Origin of the sequence: Neoroseomonas terrae (assembly GCF_018129025.1) — a bacterium.
Taxonomy (GTDB): Bacteria; Pseudomonadota; Alphaproteobacteria; order Acetobacterales; family Acetobacteraceae; genus Neoroseomonas; species Neoroseomonas terrae.
This window is the reverse complement of the sequence record NZ_JAAEDI010000004.1, coordinates 65,220-80,145: the sequence shown is the minus strand read 5'-3', so window position 1 is coordinate 80,145 and position 14,926 is coordinate 65,220. Positions and strand designations below refer to the sequence as shown.

General features: G+C 65.8%; 16 protein-coding genes. 12 read left to right on the top strand and 4 right to left on the bottom strand.

Annotated elements, in window-relative coordinates:
• Window positions 1-49 precede the first annotated feature (49 nt).
• Window positions 50-1,468: an MmgE/PrpD family protein gene (locus tag GXW78_RS04290; protein ID WP_211866352.1), complete on the top strand. Its 1,419-nt coding sequence runs from the start codon at window positions 50-52 to the stop codon at window positions 1,466-1,468.
• A gap of 133 nt (window positions 1,469-1,601) precedes the next feature.
• Here GXW78_RS04290 and GXW78_RS04285 read toward each other — a convergent pair whose 3' ends face one another.
• Window positions 1,602-2,360: a GntR family transcriptional regulator gene (locus GXW78_RS04285; protein WP_211866350.1), complete on the bottom strand. Its 759-nt coding sequence runs from the start codon at window positions 2,358-2,360 to the stop codon at window positions 1,602-1,604.
• Between the two features lie 155 nt (window positions 2,361-2,515).
• Between GXW78_RS04285 and GXW78_RS04280 the strand changes: the two genes are divergently transcribed.
• Window positions 2,516-3,496: a Bug family tripartite tricarboxylate transporter substrate binding protein gene (locus tag GXW78_RS04280; protein WP_211866348.1), complete on the top strand. Its 981-nt coding sequence runs from the start codon at window positions 2,516-2,518 to the stop codon at window positions 3,494-3,496.
• Window positions 3,497-3,597: 101 nt separating this feature from the next.
• On the opposite strand, the gene GXW78_RS04275 is transcribed toward GXW78_RS04280, so the two are convergent.
• Window positions 3,598-3,864: a DUF2312 domain-containing protein gene (locus tag GXW78_RS04275; protein WP_211866659.1), complete on the bottom strand. Its 267-nt coding sequence runs from the start codon at window positions 3,862-3,864 to the stop codon at window positions 3,598-3,600.
• A 66-nt stretch (window positions 3,865-3,930) separates the two neighbouring features.
• Window positions 3,931-4,242 carry a DUF1244 domain-containing protein gene (locus tag GXW78_RS04270; protein ID WP_246521860.1) on the bottom strand — a complete coding sequence of 104 codons (312 nt, stop codon included), beginning with the start codon at window positions 4,240-4,242 and terminating at the stop codon, window positions 3,931-3,933.
• A gap of 149 nt (window positions 4,243-4,391) precedes the next feature.
• Between GXW78_RS04270 and GXW78_RS04265 the strand changes: the two genes are divergently transcribed.
• The 3 genes from GXW78_RS04265 to pyk all read left to right on the top strand — a co-directional run bounded on the left by GXW78_RS04265 (window position 4,392) and on the right by pyk (window position 7,866).
• Window positions 4,392-4,778 carry a nuclear transport factor 2 family protein gene (locus tag GXW78_RS04265; RefSeq protein ID WP_246521859.1) on the top strand — a complete coding sequence of 129 codons (387 nt, stop codon included), beginning with the start codon at window positions 4,392-4,394 and terminating at the stop codon, window positions 4,776-4,778.
• A gap of 83 nt (window positions 4,779-4,861) precedes the next feature.
• On the top strand, window positions 4,862-6,142 hold the full coding sequence (locus GXW78_RS04260) for a glycerate kinase type-2 family protein (protein ID WP_211866346.1): 1,281 nt from the start codon (window positions 4,862-4,864) through the stop codon (window positions 6,140-6,142).
• A gap of 290 nt (window positions 6,143-6,432) precedes the next feature.
• Window positions 6,433-7,866 (top strand): pyruvate kinase, encoded by a 1,434-nt coding sequence (pyk, locus tag GXW78_RS04255; protein WP_211866653.1) that lies wholly within the window; start codon window positions 6,433-6,435, stop codon window positions 7,864-7,866.
• A 125-nt stretch (window positions 7,867-7,991) separates the two neighbouring features.
• Here the strand turns inward: pyk and GXW78_RS04250 are convergent, their stop codons facing one another.
• Window positions 7,992-8,465, bottom strand: a complete 474-nt coding sequence (locus GXW78_RS04250) for a VOC family protein (RefSeq protein WP_211866344.1) — start codon at window positions 8,463-8,465, stop codon at window positions 7,992-7,994.
• Between the two features lie 336 nt (window positions 8,466-8,801).
• Here GXW78_RS04250 and GXW78_RS04245 point away from each other — a divergent pair, with 336 nt between their 5' ends.
• The 7 genes from GXW78_RS04245 (at window position 8,802) to GXW78_RS04215 (ending at window position 14,832) form a co-directional block, all read left to right on the top strand.
• The gene (locus GXW78_RS04245) at window positions 8,802-10,409 is read left to right on the top strand and encodes a nucleotidyltransferase domain-containing protein (RefSeq protein ID WP_211866342.1); all 1,608 of its coding nucleotides are present in this window, start codon (window positions 8,802-8,804) and stop codon (window positions 10,407-10,409) included.
• A gap of 128 nt (window positions 10,410-10,537) precedes the next feature.
• A complete protein-coding gene (locus tag GXW78_RS04240) occupies window positions 10,538-10,912 on the top strand; it encodes a transposase (protein ID WP_211866340.1) in 375 nt (124 codons plus the stop codon).
• Window positions 10,913-11,402: 490 nt separating this feature from the next.
• Window positions 11,403-11,909 carry a YciE/YciF ferroxidase family protein gene (locus tag GXW78_RS04235; protein ID WP_211866338.1) on the top strand — a complete coding sequence of 169 codons (507 nt, stop codon included), beginning with the start codon at window positions 11,403-11,405 and terminating at the stop codon, window positions 11,907-11,909.
• 106 nt (window positions 11,910-12,015) lie between these two features.
• Window positions 12,016-12,510 carry a CinA family protein gene (locus tag GXW78_RS04230; protein WP_211866336.1) on the top strand — a complete coding sequence of 165 codons (495 nt, stop codon included), beginning with the start codon at window positions 12,016-12,018 and terminating at the stop codon, window positions 12,508-12,510.
• Between the two features lie 165 nt (window positions 12,511-12,675).
• Window positions 12,676-13,125, top strand: a complete 450-nt coding sequence (locus tag GXW78_RS04225) for an MgtC/SapB family protein (protein WP_211866334.1) — start codon at window positions 12,676-12,678, stop codon at window positions 13,123-13,125.
• 16 nt (window positions 13,126-13,141) lie between these two features.
• Window positions 13,142-14,005, top strand: coding sequence for a diacylglycerol/lipid kinase family protein (locus GXW78_RS04220; protein ID WP_211866332.1), 864 nt, complete (start codon window positions 13,142-13,144; stop codon window positions 14,003-14,005).
• Window positions 14,002-14,832, top strand: coding sequence for an inositol monophosphatase family protein (locus GXW78_RS04215; RefSeq protein ID WP_211866651.1), 831 nt, complete (start codon window positions 14,002-14,004; stop codon window positions 14,830-14,832). The genes GXW78_RS04220 and GXW78_RS04215 overlap by 4 nt, the downstream gene beginning before the upstream one ends.
• Window positions 14,833-14,926: the final 94 nt, after the last annotated feature.

Genomic DNA, 14,926 nt, shown 5'->3' with positions numbered 1-14,926 from the left:
AGATGACAACAAGCCGCCCGCCGGGGCTTAGGCAGAAGGAAACGCAGCCATGGACATGCCCATCCCAGACGCCCGCGCCACGACGACCGGCCCCACGCGCGTCCTCTCGGAGTTCGTGGCGGGCCTCGACCTCGCGCAGGTCGACGATTTCGCACGGCATGCCGCGCGGCGCCACACCATCGACACGCTCGGCGCGATGATCGCCGGCGCCACGCAGGATGCGACAGCATCGGTGGAGAAGGCCTTCGCTGCCGCCGGCATCGGCGCTGGCACGGTCCCGATGGCCGGCGTGCAGCAGCGCTACGACGTGCTCTCCGCCGCCTATGTCGGCGGCACCTGCGGCCATGGGCTGGAACTCGACGACGGCTATCGGGCCGGTTCCGTCCATCCCGGCGGCGTCGTCGTCCCGGCTGCGCTGGCGCTCGGCGCGCAGCGCCACGTGGACGGCGAGACCTTCCTCGCCTCCGTTGTCGCCGGTTACGAGGTCGCCTGCCGCATCTCGGCGGCCAGCCATCCCCGCGCACGCTGGCGGGGCTTTCACAACACCGGCACCGCGGGCGTTTTCGCCGCCGGCTGCACCGCCGCCGTGCTGCTCAACTATGATGCCGACCAAGTGGAGAATGTCATCGGCACCGCCGCCTCCTCGGCCGCGGGCCTCTTCACCTTCCTCGCAGGCGGCGACGTGAAGCGGACCCACCCGGGGCATGCCACGCGCGAGGGCGTGCTCGCCGCCCTGCTGACCGAAGCTGGCCTGCCCGCACCTCGCGGCGCGCTGGAGTTCAAGGACGGCTACTTCAACGCCTATGCCGGCGGGGATACCGGCCAGTTCGACTATTCGACGCTCGACATCCTCGCGGCCGGCGACAATCACCCGAAGTCCCGCTTCGCTGTCGCGAACTGCTACATGAAGCCCTACGCTTCCTGCCGGCACATCCACGCCATGGTGGATGCGGTACTCGAAATGGCAGCGGATGACGGCCTCACCGCCGACCAGGTGAAGGCCGTGGACATCGGCAGCTACGCCGTCGCTGCGGCCCACGGCAAGGTCGGCTGGTCCGAGATGACCACCGCGCAGATGAGCATCCCCTTCGTTGTCGCCACCGCCCTCGTGCGCGGCCGCGTGACGCTCGCCGATTTCGGGGAGGCGGAGCGCGCCGACGAAGCGATCCTGGGCCTCGCCCCGCGCATCCTCACCGAGGTCGAGGCCGAGTGCGACGATATCTACCCGCGCAAGCGCGGCGCGAAAGTGGCCGTGACGACCACGGATGGCCGCGTCCTGCGGCGCACCGTGATGGAGCCCTACGGCTCCGCGACCAAGCCACTGAGCGACGAGGCGGTGATCGAGAAGTTCCTCGGCCTCGCCGCGCCGCGGCTGGGCGAGGCGCGTGCGAAGCAGGCGCTGGAGATGCTGTGGCGGGTGGACGAGTTGGCCGACGTCGCGCCGCTCGCCGAGGCGCTGGCCGGCTGAAGGTCGGGGGAGGAGAACCTCCCCCGAACCCCCACCCTTTTTCTGGCTATTGGCGCCGACCTCGGCTGTCAGTCTCCAACTGATAGAAAAAGGAGGGGGATTCGGGGGAGTTCACTCCCCCGCTCTTCTTTTCTTACGCGTCCTCCGGCGCCCCGAGCCTCAGCGAATAGACGAAGTGCTCCGCCGCCGCGTGGATGTTCGTCGTCGCTTCGATCAGCTTGCCCGCCGCGGCGAAGAACTGCCGGCGGATATGCAGGCCCGGCGATCCCTCCGCGACGCCGAGCGCCGCCGCCTGCGCCGTGTCGAGCGCGATCGCGCCGATGTCCTGTTCCACCGCCTCCACGGCGATGCCGCGCCGGCGCGCGATGAGCCGATAGGCCGGCGTCGCCGCGAGCTCGTCGGACATGGCGAGCTCCGCGAACTCATCGGCGATGTACAGATCGCAGATCGAGATGATGCCGCGCCCTTCCGCTGGACGCCGCAGGCCCGAGACATGGACCCAGCGCGACCCCGGCTGGCAGCCGATGCGGTCGGCCAGCAGCGCGTCGGCGGTGACCGTTTCCCGCCCGCCGATCTCCAGCCGGGCACGCGCCGCATAGCCCATGACATCCGTCACGGACTGCACGGCAAGCACGTATTGCCCGCGCGGCTGGTCGGCGACGACGCGCGTGCCGACCCCCTGCGCACCCGCGACCAGGCCGAGTTCCCCGAGTCGGCGGAGCGCCTGCCGCACGGTCGACCGGCTGACGCCGAAGCTTTGGCACAGCTCCTGTTCCGTCGGCAGCAGCGTGCCCACGGGGCGCCGGCCGTCGAGGATCTCCGCCGCGAGTGCCGTCGCCACTGATGCGTAAAGCGGCTGGCTGCCGGCCAGGAGCTGAGCAGCATCCGTCACCGCCGCCGGTGCCGCGAGAGAGGGTGCGGGCCGACCGCGTCGCGCGCGGTTCATTGATTCATGCGCCAGAAGGTCATAATCATGTCCGTACAACAATATCAATTCATCAAGCGTCGATAGCACCATGCCTTGGCGGTGCTGAAGGAGGAAACGCCGTGTCCGTCCGACTGAATCGCCGCAGCCTGCTCACCGTGACTGCAGGGCTGTCCGCGCCCGGGCTCGCCCTCGCGAACCCGACGCCGGGCTGGCCGAGCCAGAACCTCCGCCTTGTGGTGCCGTTCACCCCCGGCGGCAGCAACGACAACTTCGCCCGGCCGGTCGCCGAGATGCTGCACGGCTCGTTGGGCCGGCCGGTGGTGGTGGAGAACCGCCCCGGCGCCGCCGGGTCGATCGGCGCCGCCTTCGTCGCAAGCGCGCCGGCCGATGGCCATACGCTGCTGCTGGCGTCGAGTTCCTTCGCGACCAGCTCGACCATTCGCCGCACCTCCTTCGATGCGTTGGACAGCTTCGACGCGATCCAGCGCCTGTGCACGGCGCCGATGGTGGTCGTCACCAAGCCGAACAGCCCGTTCCGCACCATGGGGCAGCTCGTGAACTATGCCCGGGCAAACCCCGGCGCGCTGCTCTACGGCATGGCCGGCCTCGGCGGCGTCGGCCATTTCGCGAAGGAGGCGTTCAATCTGGCCAGCCGCCTCCGGATGGAGGCGGTGCCCTATGCGGGCATCGCCCCGGCGCAGGCCGACCTCGTCGCCGGGCGTATCGACTTCCTGATGACGACGATCGCCTCGGTGCGCGGATTGCTGGAGGCCGGCACCGTGCCGATGATCGCCGTCAGCACCGCCGAACGCGACGTGGACCTGCCGAACGTGCCAACCATCCGCGAATCCACCGGCATCGATTTCGAAGTGACGGTGTGGTGGGGCATCCTCGCCCCGCGCGGCGTCCCTGCCCCGGTGCAGCAGCGGCTGAACGAGGAAATCGGAAAGGCCGTGCGGGTGCCGTCCTATCTCCGCTTCCTGGAAGCCGAAGGCGCGCGCCCCGCGCCGCTCGGCCTGCCGCAGTTCCGCGAGGCCCTACGCGAGGACGTCCTGCGCTGGCGCAGCGTCGCGACGGAGGCGCGCATCACGGTGAACTGACGGAGGCGCGCACTACCGTGAACTGACGGAGGCGCGCGCATCACCTTGGACGGATGTCGCACAGGCGGGCCTGACGCCGTCGCGGCCCGCCTGTCGCTCCGTCACATGCCCAGCGCGCGGCGGTACAGGTCGAGCAGCGTCTCCTGCTCCTCCACATCCGCCGGCTCCTGCTTGCGGATGCGGATGATCGCGCGGATCACCTTCACATCGAAGCCCGCCGACTTCGCCTCGGCCATGATGTCCTTGATGTCCGAGGAAAGGGCCTTCTTTTCCTCCTCGAGCCGCTCGACCCGCTCGATGATCGAGCGCAGCCGATCGGCCGCAATACCGCCGACCTCGGTGTCTTCCTGTTTCGCCGCTGCTGACATGTTCCGCGCCTCCGTCTGAAGGGCGGCGGGTTTAGCCTTGGGGCGGCGCGCCATCAACCTTGCCTCTCAATGCCGCGGATTCCCGGCGGCGAATTTCGCCTTCTGCTCAGGCGTCGCCTCCGTCTGGTGCTGCGCCTGCCACTCGGCATAGGGCATGCCATAGACGATCTCCCGCGCATCGGGGTCGGCCAGGGCGATGCCCTGCGCCACAGCCGCCTCCCGATACCAGCGCGACAGGCAGTTCCGGCAGAAGCCGGCCAGGTTCATCATGTCGATGTTCTGCACATCGTTGCGCTCGCGCAGATGCTGCACCAATCTGCGGAAGGCCGCGGCTTCGAGCGCGGTGCGCGTGGCGTCGTCCATCTCGGGAACTGGCATGGCAGAACCTCCTTGCTGCCCCGCAATCTGGGGCAGGCCGGCCCTTCCGCCAACCTCCCTGCATCTTCGGAAATCCGGCCAAGCGGCGACGGCCGGGCTATAGTCGCCGGCGCGACGGCACCATGGCCGTCGCGCAGGGAGGATCGGCCATGATTGACAGCGCCGGGGCCGGCACGGCCCGCTTCGACCTCGCAGCCATGAAGCAGGCCCTGGAACGGAGCGATGTCGATACGCTCATCGGACTTTACGCCGATGATGCGGAGATGGAGATCGTCGACCGCGATCGCCCACCGAGCGCCCCCATGCGCCTGGTCGGCCGCCCCGCGATCGAGGCCTTCTGGCGCGACGTCTGCGCGCGCGAGATGACCCATGCGGTCGGAGAGGAAGTCGTCGGCGGCGGTCGCGCCGCCTTCGTGGAGCGCTGCGCCTATCCGGATGGCTGCCACGTGGTCTCGGCGATGACGCTCGAACTGCGCGACGGCCGCATCCGGCGTCACCTGACCGTGCAGGCCTGGGACGAGATGAGCTGCAGCTAGCCGCCAGCCTGCCGGCGAGCCCGGGATTGCTCTCCGGCCAGGACCGGGGATGATGCCGCGCTACACCGGACGGGATGACGCGCATGGCATTTGACGACGCAGCCGCGAGGCGGGCGCTACGCAGCCTGTTCGATGCGGCGGTAGCCAGCGCCGATCCACGCAAGGTGCTGGCCCACCACCTGCCCGAGAAGCCCGCCGGCCGCGTCCTGGTCCTCGGCGCCGGCAAATCCGCCGCCGTCATGGCTGCCGCCGTCGAGGCCGCCTGGCCCGACGTCCCGATGCACGGCCTCGTCACCACCCGCTACGGCCACGGCTACCCGACCACCCGCATCGAGGTCGCCGAATCCGCCCACCCCGTCCCGGACGAGGCCGGCGCCACCGCCGCCCAACGCATGCTCGACCTCGCCGCCCAGGCCGGCCCGGACGACCTCGTCCTCTTCCTCGTCTCCGGCGGCGGCTCCTCGCTCACCACCCTCCCCGCGCCCGGCCTGACGCTCCCGGACCTCATCGCCGTCAACAAGGCCCTCCTGGCCTCGGGTGCGACCATCCACGAGATGAACTGCATCCGCCGCCACCTCTCCGCCTTCTCCGGCGGCCGGCTCGCGGCAGCGGCCCACCCCGCCTGCCTCATCACCCTCGCCATCTCCGACGTGCCCGGCGACGACCCCACCGTCATCGCCTCCGGCCCCACCGTCCCCGACCCATCGACCTTCGAGCACGCCCGCGCCCTCGTCGCCCATTACGGCATGACGCTGCCGGCCGCCGTCATCGCCCACTTGGCCGCCGCCACCGAGGAATCCCCCAAGCCCGGCGACCCCCGCCTCGCCACCACCGACTACCGCTTCATCGCCACACCGCTCATGGCTCTCGACGCCGCCGCCTCGGCCGCTCGTACCCTCGGCCTCACCCCGCTCATCCTCGGCGACGCTCTCGAAGGCGAGGCCCGCGAACTCGGCACCGCCCTTGCCGGCGTTGCCCTTTCCGCCCGCGCCCACGGCCACCCACTGCCGGCCCCTTGCGTCCTGCTCTCCGGCGGCGAGACCACTGTCACCATCCGTTCCCCCACGCCGGGCCGCGGCGGCCGCAACGGCGAGTGTCTCCTCGGCGCCACGCTCGCTCTCGCCGGGAACCCCGGCATCTGGATCCTGATGGCCGATACCGACGGCATCGACGGCTCCGAGGACAACGCCGGCGCCCTCGCCACGCCCGACACCCTCGCCCGCGCCCGCCGAGCCGACCTCGACCCCCGCGCCCTCCTCGCCGGCCACGACAGCCACCGCCTGTTCTCCACGGTCGGCGACCTGCTCGTCACGGGCCCGACCCTCACCAACGTCAACGACTTCCGCGCCATCCTCATCGGATGAAGCCCCTTAACTTAAGTATCGTAAGAAAAACTTGATACTCGGCACCGCCGACTTATCCCGTATAAGATAATCCCATGCGCGACCCGACCCTCGAAGACCTCTTCGCCCGCCGCGGCGCCATCACCCGCATCGCAACCGAGCTCGGCATCTCCACCGCCGCCGTCTCCCAATGGCGTCGCGTTCCCGACGACCGCGTCATCGACGTCGCGCGCATCCTCGGCGTCGAAACCAAGCTTCTCCGCCCCGACCTAGACGACCCGCCCGCCTCGAAGCCGGAAGGATATGTCCGCATGGCCACCCGCCCGGCCCTTCGCCGCCGCCGCCGCACCAAGATCCTCGCCACCCTTGGTCCCGCCTCATCCACTCCGGAGATGATCGAACGCATCCACCGTGCCGGCGTCGACGTCTTCCGCCTCAACTTCTCCCATGGCTCCCACGAAGACCATGCCGCCCGCATCGCCATGATCCGCGACGTCGAACACAAGGTCGGGCGGCCCATCGGCATTCTCGTGGACGTCCAAGGCCCCAAGCTCCGCGTCGGCAAGTTCCAAGCCGGTCGCGTCCAGCTCCAGACCGGCCAGTCCTTCCGCCTGGACCTCAACCCCACCCCCGGCGACGTCCGCCGCGTGAACCTGCCGCACACCGAGATCATCGAGGCCGCCCAGATCGGCACCACGCTCCTGCTCGATGACGGCAAGCTACGCCTCCGCGTCACCCGCGCGCGCCCCGATCACCTCGAAACCGAAGTCGTCGTCGGCGGCCCCCTTTCCGACCGCAAGGGCGTCAACGTCCCCGACGTCGCCCTTCCCATCCCCGCGCTGACCGAGAAGGACCGCGCCGACCTCGACTTCGTGCTCCCGCTGGGCGTCGAGTACATCGGCCTGTCCTTCGTGCAGCGCGCCGAGGACGTCGCCGAATGCAAGCGCATCGTCGACGGGCGCGCCTGGGTGATGGTGAAGATGGAGAAGCCGCAGGCAGTCGAGAACCTCGACGCCATCCTGGCCCTGACGGACTGCGTCATGGTCGCCCGCGGCGACCTCGGCGTCGAACTCCCACCCGAGGAAGTCCCCCTCGTCCAGAAGCGCATCGTCCGCACCGCCCGCGCCCTCGGCAAGCCCGTCGTTGTCGCCACCCAGATGCTGGAATCGATGATCACGGCGCCATCGCCGACCCGCGCCGAGGTGTCCGATGTCGGGACGGCAGTCTTCGATGGCGCGGACGCCGTCATGCTCTCCGCCGAAACCGCCGCCGGCCAATACCCCTATGAGGCGGTGAACATGATGGACCGCATCGTCGCCCGCGTGGAACAGGACATAGACTGGCGGCGCCTGATGGACTCATCCCGCCCCACCCCCGAGCGCAGCAGCGCCGGCGCCATCGCCACCGCCGCCCGCCAGGTGGCCGAAACGATCGAGGCGGAGGTGATCGCCACCTTCTCCTCCACCGGCTCCACCACCCTGCGCGTCGCGCGCGAACGCCCGAACTGCCCCATCCTGGGCCTGACCCCAAGCGAAACCACCGCCCGCCGCATGGCAGTGGTGTGGGGTGTGCACCCGGTGGAAGTCAGCGAAATCCACTCCATGACCGAGATGGTCGCCCGCGCCGTCCGCGCAGCACAGGCAGAAGGCTTCGCCAAGCACGGGGACGAGGTGGTGGTGACGGCCGGCGTGCCCTTCGGAACGCCAGGGACGACGAACGCGCTGCGGGTCGCGACCGTGAAGTGACGCGGCGGTGAGACGCAGGGGCTCTGCCCCTGCACCCCGGCAGGAAACTCAGTTTCCTGCACCTTCGGGCTGTCAGTCTGTTGCGCGGGTGGCGAGTGCGGGAGCCATCCGGCGCAGCGCGCGCGTCAGCCGCGGCGGGCAGCCTTGATCGCGGCGACGTCGATCTTCTTCATCAGCATCATCGCCTCGAACGCACGCTTGGCCTCATCGCCGCCCGCCGCCATCGCCTCCGTCAGCACCCGCGGCGTGATCTGCCACGAAATGCCCCAGCGATCCTTGCACCAGCCGCACTGGCTCTCCTGCCCGCCATTGCCGACGATGGCATTCCAGTAGCGGTCAGTCTCCTCCTGATCCTCCGTCGCGATCTGGAAGGAAAACGCCTCACTGTGCTTGAAGGCCGTGCCGCCATTCAGCCCGATGCAGGGAATGCCGAACACGGTGAACTCCACCGTCAACACATCGCCCTTCGTGCCCGACGGATAGTCGCTCGGCGCCCGCTGCACGGCCTGCACCGCACTGTCCGGGAACACCCCGGCATAGAAGCGCGCGGCTTGCTCAGCGTCCTTGTCGTACCAGAGGCAGATCATGTTCTTTGGCATGGTGTTTCCTCTCGATGAGCACCGGATGTACCAGGCTGTTGACCTGGACATGACGCAAACGCCGCACACCCAGCACGAGACTCCGTATGTGATCACGCGCGACGTGTGTCTTGCTCAACCCGAAGGCCCAGTAAGTGGCGATGGGCTGGTAGTCGACGACGAACGGGAAGCGGGACGTTCAGGAGCCCCTCGGCCTGAGAAATATCTCGTCGGAAGCGATCCGGAAACGTAGGATTGTTATGATTTCGTCACGGAAGCTCTCACAGTGGAGAGCCGATGTTGCACCGGCCGTGGATCTGTGCCTTAATTTCTCAATTAGTCTTGAGGACTTTACGTATGTCGAATGTAGATATCGATAAAATCAAAAAAGAACTAGATGACTGGTCGAAATTAATTATAAAAGAACGTGGCGCAGAAAAAGTATTCTTATTTGGTAGTTTGGTCTATCGCAACGGCGCGCAGTTCACGCCGCTAAGCGACATAGATATTGTCATAAAATTCGGAACATCGATGAATGCACTGCAGCGCGCTATTTGGCTCGAGCAGTTCCTGCCTTACAAGAAACAACTTGAGCTTACTCTTCTACAAACATTAGAGCGCCGTGTCGTTGAACCGTTTGCAAGCGTGGTGGCGGTCACTCAAATTGAGATTGACTTAGACATACAGAAGGAGAATCAGCCCTCCTTCTATTCCAGCAATATTTTCATCGACCTTCCTAGTGGCACCTTGGTTGGCGGTTTACCGGGCGCGGCCTCGAGCGCGCCCTGTGATCGTCTGCTGGCGGGCAGCATAAGCGCTACGCAAAAAGTACGCCATCAGTTCCTCAGCGTAGCCGCAAACAATAGGGGTGGGCTTCCGCAGTTCGACGGCGACGACCGAGTTCCTAAGCCCATTATGCGCGCAGCCGCCATGGCACGTGCGTTAGCTGACGGCCTCGGAAAAGGAGCCGAGTACGATACTCGACTGGGGCTAGATCATCTCACGAAATTTCTTCTGAATCATGAGGCCGACAATGAACATCTAGGAAAGCTAAATCAGTTACTGTCCGAACGCGGAGGCGCACGCGGCGAAGGCGGCGCTATCAAGCCTTTCGATCAACTCCTGTTAGCCGAAATCGTACTTGACCTAGCCGTAGACGGCCGAAAGAAGCCGCCCGGCACGCTGCCTCAGCCGCCCGTGCCAATGCTTCCGCCCGTGCCGCCCGGCTCAGGCCCGCCAGTCGCCACGGCTGTGGTTAACCCGAAGTCGCTGCTACCACGTTTTGCGGGAGGGACGTCCCTGTCTTTCTTTTTCGACCGATTTCAGCAGGCATTTCCCGGCACTCGAAGCACGGCATGGTTCGAAGACACAACGGACGCGATCGATCGCCTTGGTCGTCTACTCCAAGCTCCGCTGAGATTTAGCGACGCGGCTCCGATCTGGTGGTGGCGCGACGGGAACCTTGATATTCAGAACTTCGACAAAATTGATACATCTGTCGTACTAATTAATCACGATGAACTCAGCATTCGACGAATAGCTGCGGTTCCCGGCCCCACTTATAAATGGAATTTTGTTTACGTCGAGGCAGACCCCATGGTGCCCACCGGCCTCTATGATATTGATCCAGATCGACTAAAAGAGCGCGTTGAACGAAACGGCTACGCTTCAGAGGAGTATGGCCTGTATGCTGGGTCACACTCTTTCAGCAGGTCTGAATATGACGACGGTGGAACATATATTGACGGAAAATATGTAGACACGACTGGACGCAGCGCCCTCCGCATAAGATATTTGACATCGTATAATTTTATTATTGCACCAAAAGATTCTCCTATAAATAATGTTGATTTCGATAGGGTTTTGGCTGAATATTTGAATCGGATGCTGAAGGATGATTCAAAGAATATTATAGAAGAACTGTCGCGCGAGGTAGCACAATTACCTTTGCGTCGCTTCGGATAGTCTGATGGTGAATTCCGATGTAGATTTCTATGCGGTAGGTACATGCCTGGGTTACCGATCGTTGACTGTCCAGGCCCACGGTGGGAATTTATTGCTTTTTTGACGCGGCGCACGTAACAGCTCCGTCCATGAACCCCTCCGTCCTCACCCCCCTCCAATTCCACGCCCTCCTCCCCTTCATCCTCCCCCGCTCCCCCGCCGGTCGTCAGATCGGCGACCTCCGCGCCCGCATGAACGCCATATTCCACCTCGCCTGCACCACCGACCCCTGGCGAGCCCTCCCCCCGGAACACGGCAAGCCCGACACCGTCTCCCGCTACTTCCGCCGCCTCACCCATGCCGGCCTCTGGGAACGCCTCCTCGAAGCCATCAAGGACCACTTTCCCAACCACCCCCTGAACGAGATCGCCCCCTCATCTTCCGCGCCTGCCGCCGAGCCATCCGTCTCCGAGGCCTCAGATTCATCGTCCTTATCCGTCGCCTCGGCTTCCTCACCGCCCTGAACGGTCCCCCGAATAAGCTCCCCAACCCCGATTTGTCCGAAAAGCTGAAGGCCACGCGCCTCCCCGCCCCGCCGCGGTCGGCAAGCAGTTCACCGCCTGACTGGCCGATCTGAAGGCCCTCAAACACCTCGGCCGCCTGGCCGGCGGCAGCGAGTTGCGCGCCTTCGTCAAGCTCACGAGATTCGTCATCCGCAGCGGTCCATTTTTTCGTTGCCGCAGGGTGGCGGGCGAAACTTCGCGGCCCGCTAGGCGGTTCTGCCTTTGTCGCCTAACGGCGAGATCATGGCACACCTCAATCGCGTCCCCCCGCTTCGGCATCTCTTGCCGGCCTCAAGGCCCCTTTGACGCCGGCGGCAGAGAAGCCAGTCGCCGAATGGTCGGCGAAGCTTCGGGCACTCGCCGAGGCGACAGCTTTCTCGCGGCAAGCCTCGTGCCGGGCATGCCGTCCTGATTCATCTGCCGCTGACCCGCACACGAAGGAATCCGAGCCATGGCCAAGGACAAGACCCTTGAAGACCTGTTCCACGACACGCTGAAGGACATCTACTACGCGGAGCGTCGCATTTTGCGCGCACTGCCAAAGATGGCCCGCGCAGCGCAGGCGCCGGAGCTGAAGGAAGCCTTCCTCAAACACCGTGACGAGACACAGGGCCAGGTCGAGCGCCTCACGCAGGTATTCGAAGTCTTCGGCAAGGCGGCGCGCGGCAAGACCTGCGATGCCATCGAGGGAATCATCGCCGAGGGCGAGGAGATCATGGAAGAGTTCGCGGGCACGCCGGCGCTCGACGCGGGCCTGATCTCCGCCGCCCAGGCTGTGGAGCACTATGAAATCACCCGCTACGGCACGCTCAAGAGCTGGGCCATGGAGCTGGGACAGCCTGACGCGGCAGCGCTTCTGGACGCGACGCTGCAGGAGGAAACGAAGACCGATAAGGACCTTAGCTCTCTTGCGAAGGCGGGAGCCAACCAGCGGGCCAAGAACATGAAGAGGGCGTGATCGGCACGGCGCGGCGGCGCACCGCCGCCGCGCCGTGGTGATTGGATGTTCTACGAGTGATGCGCCCAAAACGATCTCGCCAGCCATTCCTCGCGATGTCGCGGACATGGCGTTCGAGGTGTTGAAGGCCGCGTGCGATCGGGAGCTGCGCGTGGCAACCGCCGAAAGTTGCACCCGTGGTCTTCTCGCAGCGCTGCTCACTGACATCGAAGGCTGCTCCCACGCCTTCGAGCGCGGATTCGTCTGCTACGCGGATGAGGCGAAGATCGAGATGCTGGGCGTGGATGCCGACCTGCTGGCGCGGTTGGGGGCGGTGTCGCACGATGTTGCCGAGGCAATGGCGGCGGGTGCTCTGGCCAGGTCACGGGCGGACATAGCCTTGTCTATCACGGGCTACACCGACGATTCGGGTGAAGGGGAAGCCGGCCTGGTGTTCTTCGGCCTGGCCTGCCGTGGCCTCCCGGTATGCGTCGAGGAGCGCCGCTTTGGAGATATCGGCCGCGGAGCAGCGCGGATCGCGTGCCTGTCGACGGGGCTGATGCTCACCCATAGGCCGCTGACCGAGAGCAGCGTCGAGGGCCGTAGGCCACTTCCTCAATGAAGTTCCGCCGTGAAGCGGGATTCTCGTGACGCGTGCCGGATGCTTGGCGAGGCGCGGCGGACGCTATGGGCAGATCGCACCATCCCGGCAAATTGCGTCGGCCCGCAGGCAGTTGCCCGGGCGCCGGGCCCGAAACCGCTACCGGCAGCACAACGTTCCGCTTCTATGAATCCCACGGATCTCCTGCCGGACGTTAGGCAGCTGGCCTTCTTCCCGCATGTCAGGGACCTGGCCGTTGCCTACGCGTTGGCGCTGGTCATTGGCTGGAATCGCGAACGCGAAGCGAGAAGCGCCGGCCTTCGGACATTCCCACTGGTTGCTGCGGCATCGTGCGCGTTCATCCAAGCGACTGAGCGCATAACGGCCGACCATCCCGAAGCTCTCGCCCGCGTCATCGAAGGCATCATTACCGGGATGGGATTCATCGGCGGTGGGGCCATCCTGAAAAATGGTGGCGAAGTACACGGGACAGCGACAGCGGCCGCGCTCTGGGCCACCGGCGCGATCGGCGTTTCAGCGGCACTCGCTGCGTATGACGTCGCGGTCGTGATTACGGCCTTCACCGCCGTCACGCTCTACGCGCTCGGGCCGCTGAAGCGTGAGAATCGAGATTGAAAACGGTGGACCGCAAATGGACCTGACGATCTTCCACAACGCAGAGGCCGGAGAGCAGGAATGGCCGCGCGACCGCGTGCTCTCCCTGTGCCGGGATCTGAAGCTGAATGCCACTTACCTCGACGCGAAGGATCCGGCCTCGCTTCGCGCGCTCGCCACAGTGACCGGGCCCGTTGCGGTCGTCGGTGGCGACGGCACCATCTCCAAGGCGGTCTCCCGGCTCGATCGGACGGCTGCGAAGATGCTCATCGTCCCGACGGGCGGGGCAAACAATGTCGCACGGTCACTGGGCGTCTTCACCGACCCCGCCAGCGCATTTCGCAGCTTCGGCGGCGCCGATTGCGTCTCCCTTCATGTGGGCAAGCTGGCAGCGGAGAACCTCACCCGTCAGTTCGTCGAAGGAGTCGGGCTTGGCGCGCTCGTCAGCCTGGTAAGCGCGAAAGGACAACATGAAGACAGTCAGACCAAAAGGAAGGCTGGGCAACAGCGCGTCATTGAGGCGCTGGCCGAGGCAAAGGCGCTTCGTTCCCGGATCGTGATCGATGGTGAGATGCTGGACCAGCCCGTGCTCGCGTTCGAGGCGTCGAACATCGCGATGATTGGTCCAAACCTGCCTCTGGCGCTCCACGTGGCCAAGCCTCCGCGGCACATGGTTGCCTGCTGGCTTCTCGAGGAGCACCGGGCGGCCATGCACAAATGGCTACAGGATCCTGATCCAGAACATTCCCCAATGAAGGCGATAGCCGCCAGGCGGATCGAGATCGAGATCGAAGGTCATTCCCTGCGAGTCGACGACAAGCTTTGCGAGGCCTCCGGCACGATCCGGATGCGACTTCGCCGCCGTCCGCTCGATGTCCTCGTACCAAAGGTATTGCCATGAATGAGCATGACGCCTGGCCCGACCCGGCCGTCCTTGTCGAATGGGAGCAGACGGCCGTTGCGATGGCTCGGCTTGCCGGTGCGGAAATCGTCAACGCGTTGGGGCGAACGCTGACGGTCCGCTACAAGACCTTTGTGGGGGAGGATGCCCCGCCCCGCTACCGAGACCCGGTGTCGGAAGTCGATCACAATGTGGAATCGCTGATCCGCAAGCGTGTCGCCGATCAGTTTCCAAGCCATGACATCCTCGGCGAGGAGATGGACGAGCCGTCGCGCGAGGCCGCCACCGTATGGGCGATCGACCCCGTCGACGGCACTTCAAACTTCATCAACGGCTTTCCGCTCTTCGCCGCGTCGATCGCGGTGCTGCATCAAGGCGTGCCGGTCGTTGGCGCCATCTGGTGCTCCGCGACGCACGCCCTGCGCGCCGGCATCTACCATGCGCACGCGGGCAGTCCGCTGAAATTTGAAGGCGAAGCGATGGCGATGCGCGAGAACCCCTCGATACGACGCAGGCTCGCCGGGACGCCCTATCTGGCGGGCATCCACGAAGCTGGCTGGGATTTCCGCAAGACTGGTTCGGCTGCCATCGAATGCGCCTTCGTTGCCGCAGGGCTGCTCGAGGTGGCGAACTTCGCGCGCCCCAACGTCTGGGATGTGGCAGCGGGCGTGTGCCTGGTGCAGGCATCGGGCTTGGCCGCGTCGGTTCGCGACGGGGATGCCTGGAACGACTTCCGCGGCTTCGGAAGCCCGCCGCCGCGCGTTTGGGGACGCCCGCTTATCCTCGGTAGTGCGAAGGCCATCCAGACGCTGCGACAGGGCCTTTGAGCGGGTGCTTCCCCGCACGCTTTCGCCCCAGCTCTCGCGAGCGACGACACTATCGAGGCGGCGAGCCTATGCAGCCGATCAGGAAATCCGGCTT

Coding starts and splice junctions, on each gene's coding strand:
- GXW78_RS04260 (WP_211866346.1), top strand. CDS start 4,862: ATGGCATTTGACGACGCAGCCGCGAGGCGGGCGCTACGCAGCCTGTTC.
- GXW78_RS04275 (WP_211866659.1), bottom strand. CDS start 3,864: ATGTCAGCAGCGGCGAAACAGGAAGACACCGAGGTCGGCGGTATTGCG.
- pyk (WP_211866653.1), top strand. CDS start 6,433: ATGGCCACCCGCCCGGCCCTTCGCCGCCGCCGCCGCACCAAGATCCTC.
- GXW78_RS04215 (WP_211866651.1), top strand. CDS start 14,002: ATGAATGAGCATGACGCCTGGCCCGACCCGGCCGTCCTTGTCGAATGG.
- GXW78_RS04265 (WP_246521859.1), top strand. CDS start 4,392: ATGATTGACAGCGCCGGGGCCGGCACGGCCCGCTTCGACCTCGCAGCC.
- GXW78_RS04230 (WP_211866336.1), top strand. CDS start 12,016: ATGGCGTTCGAGGTGTTGAAGGCCGCGTGCGATCGGGAGCTGCGCGTG.
- GXW78_RS04235 (WP_211866338.1), top strand. CDS start 11,403: ATGGCCAAGGACAAGACCCTTGAAGACCTGTTCCACGACACGCTGAAG.
- GXW78_RS04245 (WP_211866342.1), top strand. CDS start 8,802: ATGTCGAATGTAGATATCGATAAAATCAAAAAAGAACTAGATGACTGG.
- GXW78_RS04270 (WP_246521860.1), bottom strand. CDS start 4,242: ATGCCAGTTCCCGAGATGGACGACGCCACGCGCACCGCGCTCGAAGCC.
- GXW78_RS04250 (WP_211866344.1), bottom strand. CDS start 8,465: ATGCCAAAGAACATGATCTGCCTCTGGTACGACAAGGACGCTGAGCAA.
- GXW78_RS04240 (WP_211866340.1), top strand. CDS start 10,538: ATGAACCCCTCCGTCCTCACCCCCCTCCAATTCCACGCCCTCCTCCCC.
- GXW78_RS04290 (WP_211866352.1), top strand. CDS start 50: ATGGACATGCCCATCCCAGACGCCCGCGCCACGACGACCGGCCCCACG.
- GXW78_RS04220 (WP_211866332.1), top strand. CDS start 13,142: ATGGACCTGACGATCTTCCACAACGCAGAGGCCGGAGAGCAGGAATGG.
- GXW78_RS04225 (WP_211866334.1), top strand. CDS start 12,676: ATGAATCCCACGGATCTCCTGCCGGACGTTAGGCAGCTGGCCTTCTTC.